Source organism: Streptomyces sp. NPDC037273 (genome assembly GCF_055603625.1).
The window spans coordinates 403,354-414,838 of sequence record NZ_JBVJVO010000006.1 but is presented as its reverse complement, the minus strand read 5'-3'; the positions used below and the strand labels follow the sequence as shown (position 1 = coordinate 414,838).

The 11,485-nt window shown below is 72.4% G+C and carries 14 protein-coding genes; 6 read left to right on the top strand and 8 right to left on the bottom strand.

Annotated features, from left to right (window positions below):
* The gene (locus ACZ7G1_RS19460; RefSeq protein WP_470874324.1) at nt 1-1,557 is read right to left on the bottom strand and encodes a serine hydrolase; all 1,557 of its coding nucleotides are present in this window, start codon (nt 1,555-1,557) and stop codon (nt 1-3) included.
* Nucleotides 1,558-1,603: 46 nt separating this feature from the next.
* Nucleotides 1,604-2,335, bottom strand: a complete 732-nt coding sequence (locus tag ACZ7G1_RS19455; RefSeq protein ID WP_470874322.1) for a cobalt-precorrin-6A reductase — start codon at nt 2,333-2,335, stop codon at nt 1,604-1,606.
* A gap of 12 nt (nt 2,336-2,347) precedes the next feature.
* Here ACZ7G1_RS19455 and ACZ7G1_RS19450 point away from each other — a divergent pair, with 12 nt between their 5' ends.
* Nucleotides 2,348-3,484 carry a cobalt-precorrin-5B (C(1))-methyltransferase gene (locus ACZ7G1_RS19450; protein WP_470874320.1) on the top strand — a complete coding sequence of 379 codons (1,137 nt, stop codon included), beginning with the start codon at nt 2,348-2,350 and terminating at the stop codon, nt 3,482-3,484.
* 101 nt (nt 3,485-3,585) lie between these two features.
* Nucleotides 3,586-4,146: a GNAT family N-acetyltransferase gene (locus ACZ7G1_RS19445; RefSeq protein ID WP_470874318.1), complete on the top strand. Its 561-nt coding sequence runs from the start codon at nt 3,586-3,588 to the stop codon at nt 4,144-4,146.
* Here the strand turns inward: ACZ7G1_RS19445 and ACZ7G1_RS19440 are convergent.
* On the bottom strand, nt 4,127-4,816 hold the full coding sequence (locus ACZ7G1_RS19440) for a hypothetical protein (RefSeq protein WP_470874316.1): 690 nt from the start codon (nt 4,814-4,816) through the stop codon (nt 4,127-4,129). The genes ACZ7G1_RS19445 and ACZ7G1_RS19440 overlap by 20 nt on opposite strands.
* A gap of 109 nt (nt 4,817-4,925) precedes the next feature.
* Between ACZ7G1_RS19440 and ACZ7G1_RS19435 the strand changes: the two genes are divergently transcribed.
* A complete protein-coding gene (locus ACZ7G1_RS19435; RefSeq protein ID WP_099895366.1) occupies nt 4,926-5,000 on the top strand; it encodes a 50S ribosomal protein bL37 in 75 nt (24 codons plus the stop codon).
* 67 nt (nt 5,001-5,067) lie between these two features.
* On the opposite strand, the gene cobM is transcribed toward ACZ7G1_RS19435, so the two are convergent.
* Genes cobM through ACZ7G1_RS19420 form a run of 3 tightly spaced genes read right to left on the bottom strand, consistent with a single transcriptional unit; the run spans nt 5,068 to nt 7,251 of the window.
* A complete protein-coding gene (cobM, locus tag ACZ7G1_RS19430; RefSeq protein WP_470874314.1) occupies nt 5,068-5,817 on the bottom strand; it encodes a precorrin-4 C(11)-methyltransferase in 750 nt (249 codons plus the stop codon).
* Nucleotides 5,818-5,837: 20 nt separating this feature from the next.
* Nucleotides 5,838-7,067 (bottom strand): precorrin-6y C5,15-methyltransferase (decarboxylating) subunit CbiE, encoded by a 1,230-nt coding sequence (cbiE, locus tag ACZ7G1_RS19425; protein WP_470874312.1) that lies wholly within the window; start codon nt 7,065-7,067, stop codon nt 5,838-5,840.
* Nucleotides 7,068-7,110: 43 nt separating this feature from the next.
* Nucleotides 7,111-7,251, bottom strand: coding sequence for a DUF6126 family protein (locus tag ACZ7G1_RS19420; protein WP_470874310.1), 141 nt, complete (start codon nt 7,249-7,251; stop codon nt 7,111-7,113).
* A gap of 96 nt (nt 7,252-7,347) precedes the next feature.
* Between ACZ7G1_RS19420 and ACZ7G1_RS19415 the strand changes: the two genes are divergently transcribed.
* The 3 genes from ACZ7G1_RS19415 to ACZ7G1_RS19405 all read left to right on the top strand — a co-directional run bounded on the left by ACZ7G1_RS19415 (nt 7,348) and on the right by ACZ7G1_RS19405 (nt 9,570).
* Nucleotides 7,348-8,427, top strand: coding sequence for an LLM class flavin-dependent oxidoreductase (locus ACZ7G1_RS19415; protein ID WP_470874406.1), 1,080 nt, complete (start codon nt 7,348-7,350; stop codon nt 8,425-8,427).
* 4 nt (nt 8,428-8,431) lie between these two features.
* Nucleotides 8,432-9,055, top strand: coding sequence for an FMN reductase (locus ACZ7G1_RS19410; RefSeq protein ID WP_470874308.1), 624 nt, complete (start codon nt 8,432-8,434; stop codon nt 9,053-9,055).
* 62 nt (nt 9,056-9,117) lie between these two features.
* The gene (locus ACZ7G1_RS19405; protein ID WP_470874306.1) at nt 9,118-9,570 is read left to right on the top strand and encodes a universal stress protein; all 453 of its coding nucleotides are present in this window, start codon (nt 9,118-9,120) and stop codon (nt 9,568-9,570) included.
* A 13-nt stretch (nt 9,571-9,583) separates the two neighbouring features.
* On the opposite strand, the gene ACZ7G1_RS19400 is transcribed toward ACZ7G1_RS19405, so the two are convergent.
* Both ACZ7G1_RS19400 and ACZ7G1_RS19395 read right to left on the bottom strand, forming a co-directional pair.
* Nucleotides 9,584-10,450 (bottom strand): ABC transporter permease, encoded by an 867-nt coding sequence (locus ACZ7G1_RS19400; protein ID WP_470874304.1) that lies wholly within the window; start codon nt 10,448-10,450, stop codon nt 9,584-9,586.
* Nucleotides 10,447-11,415 carry an ATP-binding cassette domain-containing protein gene (locus ACZ7G1_RS19395; protein WP_470874302.1) on the bottom strand — a complete coding sequence of 323 codons (969 nt, stop codon included), beginning with the start codon at nt 11,413-11,415 and terminating at the stop codon, nt 10,447-10,449. The genes ACZ7G1_RS19400 and ACZ7G1_RS19395 overlap by 4 nt, the downstream gene beginning before the upstream one ends.
* Nucleotides 11,416-11,485 lie beyond the last annotated feature (70 nt).

Here is an 11,485-nt window from a genome sequence, read left to right as displayed (position 1 = left end):
TCAGCCACCGCGGGTGAACGTCCCCAGACCCTCCTGGTCCAGGTACTCCACCCGCACCGACTTCCCGTCCGGGGAGAACGTCACGCCGGTCAGCCCGACGGCGTTCTCCCCGCGCGTCGGGAAGCTGAAGGTGTCACCGGCGTAGTGCGTCAGCCGGTACGTCTGCGGCTCGGGACCCAGCCGCAGCACCAGACCGCCGTCGGCCTCCGCCACCGTCATCCGGCCGTAGTAGTCACTCGTGTACGTGCCCGTGTACGCGTCCGCCGCCTTCGCGGGCGCGGCACCGGCCGGCGGATGCGCGTAGTCCGTCGGCGACCGTCCCGCTTCCGCCTCCTGCTCGTAGAGCGCGTTCAGCAGCGGCACCCAGTCGCGGCTCGGCTTCCCGTCCTGCGCGGTGTCGAAGAAGTCCAGCGCCACCGCGTCCGCGACACCCACCGGCGCCCCGTTGGTGAGCACCACGATCCCGAGCTCCTCGCCCGGCAGCATCGTCACGTTGGTGTGCGCGCCCTCCGCGAACGCGCCGGTGTGCGAGAGCCGCAGCCTTCCCTCGTTGTCGTACGACACGTTCCAGCCGAGCCCGTAGAACCCGGTCCGCCCGGCCGGGGCCCGCGCCGGCGACGCCACCGACTCGGGGTGGTGCGTCAGTTCCAGCGCCTCGGCGTCCACGATCTCCCGCCCGTCGAGCGTCCCGTTCCCCAACTGCAGCCGCAGCCACACCGCCATGTCCCGCGCCGACGAACTCACCCCGCCCGCCGGCGACTGCGCGTCCGGATCCCGCACGTACCGCGCCTTCCACGTGCCGTCCGGCTCCTTCACGTGCCCGACGGCCCGGTCGGGGTTCCCCGCGAAGTCCTCGAACCGCGAACTCGTGTCGTTCATCCCCGCCGGCCGGTACAGCGTGTCCTCCGCGAGCTTCTCCCACGCCACGCCCTTCTCCGCCGCGACCGCCTCCGCCGCCCCCGTCAGACCGAAGTTCGTGTACGCGTAACTCGCCCTGAACGGCGCCAAGGGCTCGTACCGCAGGTGCGCCAGGATGTACTCCTGGTCGTACCCCAGGTCCTCCAGCAGGTCCCCCGCGTGGTCCGGCAGCCCGCTCCGGTGCGAGAACAGATCCGCCACCGTCATGTGCGAGGTCACCCACGGGTCCTTCAGCCGGAACTCCGGCAGCTCCGGCGCCACCGGCTTCGTCCAGCCCTCCACCCCGACCGCCCCCGACACCACCGTCGACGCGATCGGCTTCGACACCGACGCCAGCTGGAACACCGTGTCCGCGTCCACCCGCGCGCTCTTCCCCACCTCCCGCACCCCATACCCCTTGAGGTGCACCACTTTCCCCTCGTACACCACCGCCACCGCCACCCCCGGCAGCCCCGTCCGCTTCATCATCGCCGCGACATCGGCATCCACCCGCCCCACCGCCCGGTCCACATCCGCCCGGTCCAACAACGGCGGCGGCTGCGCCGCCGGCGGCTCAGGCGTCGGACTCGGCCCCGTCCCCGAAGCCACTCCCAACACGGACACGACCCCCGCTGTCACCAGCCATCGGACGGCATCCATCTCTCCATTCAACGCCGCGCCAGATCCCCTGTCGCGCCGAGCGAAGTCACCGAGTGGCCACCCAGGCGGCCGCCTCCTCAGGAGTCGTCGCCACCGGGACGCCCTCCGGGACCGGCGGGCGGCGGACCACCACGACCGGGATGCCCGCCTCGCGGGCGGCGGTCAGTTTCGGGGCGGTCGCCGCGCCGCCGCTGTCCTTCGTCACCAGCACGTCGATGTGGTGGTGGGCGAGGAGGTGGCGCTCGTCGTCGAGGGTGAAGGGGCCGCGGGCGAGGAGGAGGTGGGTGCGGGCGGGCATGGGGGTGTCGGGGGCGTCGACGGAGCGGACGAGGAACCACTGGGGGCAGGGGGCGAAGGTGGCGAGGCCGAGGCGGCCGGTGGTGAGGAAGACGCGGTGGCCGAGACCGTCCAGGGCGCGGGCCGCCTCGTCGAGGGAGGCCACGGAGTGCCAGTCGTCGCCATCGCCGGGGACCCAGCCGGGGCGGCGGAGGGCGAGCAGGGGAACATGGGCGGTGGCGGCCGCATGGGCGGCGTTGAAGCTGATGTGCTCGGCGAAGGGATGGGTGGCGTCGATGACCGCGTCCACGGCGTGCTCCCGCATCCAGCGGACGAGACCGTCGACCCCGCCGAAGCCGCCGACGCGGACCTCGCCGGCCGGAAGGCGGGGGCTCGCGACCCGTCCCGCGAGGGAGCTGGTGACCCGGAGCCCGGCGGTGCCGTCCAGCAGCGCGGCCAGGGCGCGGGCCTCGGTGGTCCCGCCGAGAATGAGTATGTGCACAGGAGCCTCTTCGTGACTTCAGGCGGCGGGCGTGAGGCCCAACTCAAGCACACCGGTCTCCGCCCGGGCTGGACGACGGGTGCCTGTGCGACGGCGGCGACGACCGCCGCGTACACGGCCCTGCTGACCGGCGAATTTCCCGACCCGGTGACGATCACGCTGCCGAAGGGCCAGACGCCGTCCTTCGCGCTGACCGCGGAGCTGCTCACCGGGGGCGAGGGCGGGGGGACGGCCATGGCCGCCGTCGTGAAGGACGCCGGCGACGATCCGGACGTCACGCACGGCGCGGTGATCCGTTCGACGGTCCGGCTGCTGCCGCCCGGCTCCGGCGTCGTGTTCCGGGCCGGCGAGGGGGTCGGCACGGTCACGCTGCCGGGCCTCCCCCTGGAGGTCGGCGAGCCCGCGATCAACCCCGTGCCCCGGCAGCTGATGCGCGAGCACGTCGCCGAGGTCGCGGCCCGGCACGGGGCCGGCGGCGACGTCGAGATCACCGTCTCCGTCGACAACGGGGCCGAGATCGCCCGCTCCACCTGGAACCCCCGGATCGGCATCCTCGGCGGCCTGTCGATCCTCGGCACGACCGGTGTCGTCGTCCCGTACTCCTGCTCGGCATGGATCGACTCGATCCGCCGGGGCGTCGACGTCGCCCGCGCCGGCGGCCTCACCCATGTGGCCGGCTGCACGGGCTCGACGTCGGAGCGCACGGTGACGACGCTCTACGACCTTCCGGAGATCGCCCTCCTCGACATGGGCGACTTCGCGGGCGCCGTCCTCAAGTACGTCCGCCGCCACCCCGTCGACCGCCTCACCCTCTGCGGCGGCTTCGCCAAGCTCTCCAAGCTCGCCGCCGGCCACCTCGACCTCCACTCCGCCCGCTCGCAGGTCGACAAGGGCTTCCTGGCCGCCCTGGCCCGCACCGGCGGCGCCTCCGAGTCCCTGGCGGCCGAGATCGCCGCCGCGAACACCGGCCTCGCCGCCCTCCGCCTCTGCGAGGCCGCCGGCGTCCCGCTCGGCGACCTGGTGGCCGCCCGCGCCCGCGACGAGGCCCTCGCGGTCCTGCGGGGCGCCCCGGTCGCCGTCGACGTGATCTGCATCGACCGCGCGGGAACGGTCGTCGGCCGCTCGTCGACGGCGGGACCGGGCGCCTGATCCGGACGGCGGACGGCGGTCGGCGGACGGCGGACGGCGACCGCCGGACCCGGCGCGTAATCCGGGCGACAGGCGGCGGGCCCGCGGTGGAGGATCGCCGCATGCCCGACTTCCTCCACAAGCCCACCCTGACGGGCGAGCTCGTCACCCTCCGTCCGCTCACCGAGGACGACGTCCCCGCGCTGCTTCCCCTGTTCGAGGACCGCGAGGTGGCCCGGCTGACGGGTTCCCATGTCGAGTTCGACGAGCCGGCCCTCCGGAAGTGGTACGGCTCCCGGAACGTCCAGGACGACCGGCTGGACCTCGCCGTCGTCGAACGGGCCACGGGCCGGGTCGTCGGCGAGGCCGTCCTCAACGAGTGGGACGCCGACAACGAGAGCTGTTCCTTCCGGATCGCGTTCGCCGCCGAGGGCTCCGGCCGCGGCCTCGGCACCGAGGCCACCCGCCTCATCGTCGGCTACGGCTTCGAGACCCTCGGCCTCTACCGCGTCTCCCTGGAGGTCTACGCCTTCAACCCCCGCGCCCGCCGCGTCTACGAGAAGGTCGGCTTCACCGCGGAGGGCACCCTCCGCGGCGCCCTCCTGTGGGAGGGCGAGCGGGTGGACGCGACGGTGATGTCGCTGCTGGCGCCGGAGTGGGCGGCTACGCGTCGCCGGGGGTGACCGGGTAGCCGGTCTCCGCGATGTCCTCGGCGAGGTCGGCGAGGGTGACGTCGGGGTTGAGGGCCGCGACGAGCTCGGCCGTCAGCGGGGTGAGCGCCAGGACCTGGCGCACGGCCGCCACGTCGACCTCGGTCTCGTAGTAGTCCGAGGCCCACTCCGCGTAGGCCTCGGCCGAACGGTCCACGAGGAGGTGGAGCAGGCGGCCCGAGCCGTCCGGGTCCTCCGCCGAAGCCTCGTCGGGGTACGCGACCGTGCCCGTCCGCCACGCCGTGTCCGCGGGCTCGCGCCAGAGGCAGGCGGTGGTGACGTGGACGCCGTCCTCGTCGGTGAAGGCGGGTTCCGTCAGGTAGGCGCGGAAGGCCTCCGGCACTCCGTCGAGCACGCCGGGCCAGGTCTGCCCGTCGGCGAGCTCCCCGAACGGGCTCAGCGGCGACTCGTGGTCGAAGACGCGGGCGAACGCGCCCGCCGGCGAGAGCACGATCGTGTACTCGTCGCCCTGGCCGTTCTTCATGGACGCCAGCTGCTCGTACTCCGACCAGTGCGCGTCGAAGGAGTAGTACCGGCTCTCCCACTCCGGGCAGAGCACGGCTTCCAGCATCGCGAGCCCTCGGCTGTGGTCGCGCAGTTCCTCGATGCCCGGCAGCGCCCGGGCGACGTCGTAGACGGTCACGGGCCCATTCAAGACGGTGGCACCGACATGCGGGCCCCCGGCCCCGAACCTAGGCTCGACAGCGACGCAGGATCCCCCACGAAATTCCCCACGAAAGGGAGGCATTCCCATGGCGAAGCGCGGGAACAAGAAGCGGGCGCGGAAGAAGAAGAAGGCGAATCACGGCAAGCGGCCGAACGCCTGAGCCGTGGTGGTGATGACGGAGGCCGGACCCGTGTGGGGGTCCGGCCTCCGTCGTCTCCGCAAAGGGTTCAGCAGGTGTGCCGCTCCCGCGCGGGGTCGTACAGGTGGCTGTCGCGGAACTCGGAGGCGGCGAGGGTGCGGCCGACGATGATGACGGCGGTCTTGGTGATGCCGGCCCCCTTCACCTGGTCGGCGATGTCCTCCAGGGTGCCGCGCAGGACGAGCTCGTCGGGGCGGCTGGCCATGGCGACGACCGCGGCCGGGCAGTCCGCGCCGTAGTGGGGGACGAGTTCGGAGACGATCCGGTCGACGTACCGTGCGCCCAGGTGCAGGACGAGGAGGGCGCCGCTGCGGCCGAGGGTGGCGAGGTCCTCGCCCTCGGGCATGGGGGTGGCCTGCTGGGCGATGCGGGTGAGGATGACCGTCTGGCCGACCGTCGGCACGGTCAGCTCCCGCTTGAGCGCGGCCGCGGCGGCCGCGAAGGCGGGGACGCCGGGGACGACCTCGTAGGGGATGTCGAGCGCGTCGAGGCGCCGCATCTGCTCGGCGACGGCGCTGAAGACGGAGGGGTCGCCGGAGTGGAGGCGGGCGACGTCGTGGCCGGCTTCGTGGGCGGCGGCGATCTCGGCGACGATCCGGTCGAGGTCGAGCTGGGCGGTGTCGATCAGCCGGGCGTCCGGCGGGCACTCGGCGAGCAGTTCGGTGGGGACGAGGGAGCCGGCGTAGAGGCAGACGCCGCACTGGGCGAGGGTCCGCGCGCCGCGCACGGTGATGAGGTCGGCCGCGCCGGGGCCCGCGCCGATGAAGTAGACGGTCATGACTGTGGTGAACCCTTCGATTACTTCGTTACGGACCACTGGGTGACGGGCATGGCCTGGCGCCATCCCGTGAACCCGCCCACCGGCACGGCGGCGGCGACGGCGAGCCGGACGAGTTCGCCGCCGTGGCGGCGGTAGCGGTCGGCGAGCAGCGCCTCTGATTCGAGGGTGACGGTGTTGGCGACGAGCCGGCCGCCGGCCGGGAGGGCGTTCCAGCAGGCGTCGAGGAGGCCGGGGACGGTGAGGCCGCCGCCGATGAAGACGGCGTCGGGGGTGGGGAGGGCGGCGAGTCCTTCGGGCGCTTGCGCGGTGACGACCCGCAGGGCGGGGACGCCGAGGGTGTCGGCGTTGCGGGTGATGCGGGCGGCGCGTTCGGGGGACTTCTCGACGGCGACGGCCCGGCAGGAGCGGTGGGTGCGCATCCATTCGATGCCGATGGATCCCGAGCCGCCGCCGATGTCCCAGAGGAGTTCGCCGGGGGCGGGGGCGAGCGCGGCGAGGGTGGCGGCGCGGACGTACCGCTTGGTGAGCTGGCCGTCGTGTTCGTACGCCTCGTCGGGGAGTCCGGGCGTGGCGCCGAGCCGGAGCGTGTCCGGGTCCCGTACGGCGTCGAGCGCGAGGACGTGGAGGGCGTCGGTCCGCTCGTGCGGCCAGTCGGCGGCGGTGCCGTCGAGGAGCCGCTCGGCGGGCCCGCCGAGCTGTTCGAGGACCCGGACGCGGGTGCCGCCCCAGCCGGTGGCGCGCAGGTAGGCGGCGACGTCGGCGGGGGTGCCGGGGCCTTCGCCGAGGACGAGGAGGCGCCGTCCGGGGTGGAGGGCGGCGGCGAGGGCGGCGAGCGGCCTGGCCACCAGGGACACGGTCTCGACGGTTTCCAGGGCCCAGCCGAGGCGGGCGCAGGCGTACGAGACGGAGGAGGGGTGCGGGTGGACGTCGAGGCGCTCGGCGCCGACGGTCTCCGCGAGGGTGCGGGCGATCCCGTAGAAGGAGGGGTCTCCGCTGGCGAGGACGGCGATCGTACGGCCCTGGTGGGCGTCGATCAGTCCGGGGACGGCGGGCCGCAGCGGCGAGGGCCAGGCGACGCGCTCGCCGGGGCATGCGGCGGGGCCCTCGGCGGGGAGCAGGTCGAGCTGGCGGGGCGCTCCGAGCAGCACGTCGGCGGCGCGCAGGACGCGGCGGGACCTCTCGGGGAGCCCGTCCCAGCCGTCCGCGCCGATTCCGACGACCGACACCACCGATATCGCAGCGTTCACGTGCGGGACTTTACGTGAGCCGGTGCGGGGCCTTACCGGACGGTCACTTCTGGGCGTTCTGTCCGACGTAGAAGAGGAGCCAGACGAAGCCGGCGAAGGCGTGGGTGGCGAAGACGTAGACGAAGACGCGGAGCGCGACGCCCCGCTCCTTCCAGTTCTCGTTGTCGTGGGTCTTCTCGGTCATGGCGTCCAGGGTACGGGCGGGAATAGGGCGGGGGGTCGCGCCGTTGGACGTGACAGTTTAAGATTCAACCAAAGAGCCCAGCGAGAGGTGAGCACGATGCAGTTCGGGATCTTCACCGTCGGTGACGTGACGACCGACCCCACCACCGGCCGTACCCCCACCGAGCACGAGCGGATCAAGAACACCGTCGCCATCGCGCTCAAGGCGGAGGAGGTCGGGCTCGACGTCTTCGCGACCGGCGAGCATCACAACCCGCCGTTCGTGCCGTCCTCCCCCACCACCCTCCTCGGGCACATCGCGGCCCGCACGGAGAACCTGATCCTGTCCACGTCCACGACGCTGATCACCACCAACGACCCGGTGAAGATCGCCGAGGACTACGCGACCCTCCAGCACCTCGCCGACGGCCGGGTGGACCTGATGATGGGCCGCGGCAACACCGGCCCGGTCTACCCGTGGTTCGGCCAGGACATCCGCCAGGGCATCCCGCTCGCCATCGAGAACTACGCGCTCCTCCACAAGCTGTGGAGGGAGGACGTGGTCGACTGGGAGGGCAAGTTCCGCAGCGCCCTCCAGGGCTTCACCGCCACCCCGCGCCCGCTCGACGACGTCCCGCCGTTCGTCTGGCACGGCTCGATCCGCTCCCCCGAGATCGCCGAGCAGGCCGCCTACTACGGCGACGGGTTCTTCGCGAACCACATCTTCTGGCCCAAGGAGCACACCGAGAAGATGGTCCGCCTCTACCGGCAGCGGTACGCGCACTACGGCCACGGCACCGCCGAGCAGGCCATCGTCGGCCTCGGCGGCCAGGTCTTCCTGCGGAAGAACTCGCAGGACGCGGTACGGGAGTTCCGCCCGTACTTCGACAACGCGCCGGTCTACGGCCACGGCCCCTCCCTGGAGGAGTTCAGCAGCCAGACCCCGCTGACCGTCGGCTCGCCGCAGGAGGTCATCGAGCGCACCCTGTCCTTCCGCGACTACGTGGGCGACTACCAGCGCCAGCTGTTCCTGGTCGACCACGCCGGGCTGCCGCTCAAGACGGTCCTGGAGCAGCTCGACATCCTCGGCGAGGAGGTCGTCCCGGTGCTGCGCAAGGAGTTCGCGAACCTGCGGCCCGCCGGCGTGCCGGAGACCGCCCCGCTCCACCCGTCCGTACAGAAGAAGCTGGAGGTCTGAGGCCATGCAGACGTTGAAGCTGGTCGCCGTGTCCGCCGGACTCAGCGCCCCGTCCTCCACCCGGCTGCTCGCCGACCGGCTGCTCCAGGCGGCCCGGTACCGGCTGGCCGAGCAGGAGTACGCCGTGGACGTCGAGGTGGTGGAACTGCGCGACCTCGCCGTCGACATCGCGAAGAACTTCGTCACGGGCTTCCCGTCGGAGCAGCTCCGGGCGGCGATCGACAAGGTGACGGGCGCCGACGGGGTCATCGCGGTGACCCCGGTCTTCACGGCCTCCTACAGCGGTCTGTTCAAGTCCTTCTTCGACCTGATCGACCCGGCGGCGCTGACCGGCACCCCGGTCCTGATCGGCGCGACCGGCGGCACCGCCCGCCACTCGCTGGTCCTCGACCACGCGCTGCGGCCGCTCTTCGCCTATCTGCGGGCCCTCACGATCCCGACCGCCGTCTACGCGGCCTCGGAGGACTGGGGTTCGGGCGGCGACGAGTGGACGGACGGCCTGCCGTCCCGGATCACCCGGGCGGGTCAGGAGCTGGCCGACGCGGTCGCGGCCCGGCCGGCCCGGCAGCAGGACGAGGACGAGGTCGTTCCGTTCGAACGCCAGCTGGCGGACCTTCGCCTGGACTGACCCCTTTTGTTACGTTGGTGGCGGATCGTTCAGATGTGCCGTACAACGAACGGAGGTCGGCGATGGCCGGCAGGATCGTGGTGGGCGTCGACGGATCGGCGCCCTCCCTCAAGGCGCTGAAGTGGGCGGCCGCCCAGGCCGCCCTCACCGGGGACACCCTCCAGGCGGTGATCAGCTGGGAGTACCCGGCGTCCTGGGCGACGCTGATGCCGGGCGTCCCGGCCGAGTTCGACCCCGAGCGGCTCGCCAAGCAGATCCTCGACGAGTCCCTCTCCAAGGCCCTCGACCCGCAGGTCGCCGCCGCCACCACCCGCACCGTCGTCAGCGGCAACGCCCCCCAGGCCCTGCTCGACGCCGCCGAGGGCGCGGAGCTCCTGGTCGTCGGCGACCGCGGCTACAGCGGCTTCAAGGCCGCCGTCCTCGGCTCCGTCTCCTCCCACGTCACCCAGCACGCCCCCTGCCCGGTCGTCGTCGTCCGCGGCGAGACCGCCGCCCACGACGAGCCGCCCGCCTGACAGGAAGCACCGGCTACCTGCGGTTGTAGAGCCGCATCGTGACCGCCCCGAAGACGACGACGAGCAGCGCCGACCACCCCAGCGACCAGGCGATGTCCGCCGCGGGCCACTCACCCGCCATCAGTTCACGGACCGCCGTCGCCAGATGCGTCACCGGGCTGTTGTTGACGAAGGCCTGGAGCCAGCCCGGCATCGTCTTCGGGTCCACGAACACGTTCGACAGGAACGTCAGCGGGAAGATCACCATCATCGAGACGCCCATGACGGACTTCTCGCTGCGCAGCAGCAGACCGAACATGGTCCAGATCCACGAGAACGCGAACGAGAACACCAGCAGCAGCGCCACCCCCAGCAGCACGCCCAGGACCCCGCCGTCCGGCCGGTATCCGATGAGCATCCCCACCGTCAGCATCACGGCCGAGGCGATCAGATAGCGCACGACGTCGCCCAGGAGATAGCCGACCATCGGCGCGGGCCGCCAGATCGGCAGTGTCCTGAACCGGTCGAACACGCCCTTCTCGATGTCGGTGTTGACCGAGACCCCCGTGTACATCGTGATCATCACGACGCTCATCACGAGGATGCCCGGCAGCAGGAACTGGATGTACGAGGAGACCGAACCGGCCAGCGCGCCCCCGAAGAGGTACGTGTACATCAGCACCATCATGATCGGGAACGCCGTCACGTCGAACAGCTGCTCCGGCACGTGCTTGATCTTCAGCATCGCCCGCCAGCCGAAGGTCATCGAGGCCGAGAGCGCACTGGGACGCGGCGGGCGCGAGCGCCCCACGAGCAGCGCCGCCAGCTCGTCGGCGTCCGGCGCGACGAAGTCGAGCGCGTCCGTGCCCTGGGTGTCCTTGCCGGTGGCGACCGTGGTCATGCCGCTGTTCCCTTCCTGTCCGTCAGCGCCAGGAACACCTCGTCGAGACTGGGCTGCCCGAGCCCGAAGTCGTCGACGGTGATCCCGGCCCGCGCCAGCTCCGCGAGCGCCCGCGCGGCCTGCTCGGCGGCACCCAGGTCGGTGCCGTGGCCGTCGACCGTGGCGGTGAGCGCGACCGGGTCCTGATCGAGCTGGACGGTGGCCCTCAGCACCTCCCCGAGGATCCGCGCCGCCTCCGGGCGCTGCTCCGCGTCCCGGAGCCGTACGTGCACCGAACCCGAGCCGACCGAGGCCTTCAGCTCGCCCTTCGTGCCCTCCGCGATCACCTTCCCGTGGTCGATGACGGCGATGCGGGCGGCCAGCTGGTCCGCCTCGTCCAGATACTGGGTGGTCAGCAGCACCGTGGTGCCCTGGGCGACCACCGCGCGGACGATGTCCCAGACCTGGTTGCGGCTGCGGGGATCGAGCCCGGTCGTCGGCTCGTCGAGGAAGAGCAGGTCGGGGGTGTTGAGGATGGACGCGGCGATGTCGATACGGCGCCGCATGCCGCCCGAGTAGTTCTTGACCTGCTTGTCGGCGGCCTCCGCGAGCCCGAACGCGGCGAGCAACTGCGCGGAGCGCTCGCGGGCGGCGGGCCGGGAGTGGCCGAGCAGCCGGCCGAGCAGCACCAGGTTCTCCGTACCGGTCAGGTCCTCGTCGACGGAGGCGTACTGCCCGGTCAGGCTCACCCGGCCGCGTACCGCGTCGGCGTCGTCGACGACGTCCCTGCCGAAGATCCTGGCCCGGCCGCCGTCGGGGCGGAGCAGCGTCGCGAGCATCTTCACGGCGGTCGTCTTGCCGGCCCCGTTGGGCCCGAGGACCCCGTAGACGGTCCCGGCCGGCACGCGCAGGTCGATGCCGTCGACGGCACGGGTCGCGCCGAAGACCTTGACCAGGCCCTCGGTCTCGATGGCGAGGTCGGTCATACCGTGTCTCCTCCGGGAGGGCGCTCCTCCCAGTCTCCGTCGGCCACCCCGCCGGCGCCACCGCCGTGCG

Excerpts from the sequence above, each read along its gene's own strand:
- ACZ7G1_RS19400 (WP_470874304.1), bottom strand. The coding sequence starts at position 10,450 with ATGACCACGGTCGCCACCGGCAAGGACACCCAGGGCACGGACGCGCTC.
- ACZ7G1_RS19395 (WP_470874302.1), bottom strand. The coding sequence starts at position 11,415 with ATGACCGACCTCGCCATCGAGACCGAGGGCCTGGTCAAGGTCTTCGGC.
- ACZ7G1_RS19410 (WP_470874308.1), top strand. The coding sequence starts at position 8,432 with ATGCAGACGTTGAAGCTGGTCGCCGTGTCCGCCGGACTCAGCGCCCCG.
- ACZ7G1_RS19415 (WP_470874406.1), top strand. The coding sequence starts at position 7,348 with ATGCAGTTCGGGATCTTCACCGTCGGTGACGTGACGACCGACCCCACC.
- ACZ7G1_RS19445 (WP_470874318.1), top strand. The coding sequence starts at position 3,586 with ATGCCCGACTTCCTCCACAAGCCCACCCTGACGGGCGAGCTCGTCACC.
- ACZ7G1_RS19405 (WP_470874306.1), top strand. The coding sequence starts at position 9,118 with ATGGCCGGCAGGATCGTGGTGGGCGTCGACGGATCGGCGCCCTCCCTC.
- cobM (WP_470874314.1), bottom strand. The coding sequence starts at position 5,817 with ATGACCGTCTACTTCATCGGCGCGGGCCCCGGCGCGGCCGACCTCATC.
- ACZ7G1_RS19460 (WP_470874324.1), bottom strand. The coding sequence starts at position 1,557 with ATGGATGCCGTCCGATGGCTGGTGACAGCGGGGGTCGTGTCCGTGTTG.
- ACZ7G1_RS19420 (WP_470874310.1), bottom strand. The coding sequence starts at position 7,251 with ATGACCGAGAAGACCCACGACAACGAGAACTGGAAGGAGCGGGGCGTC.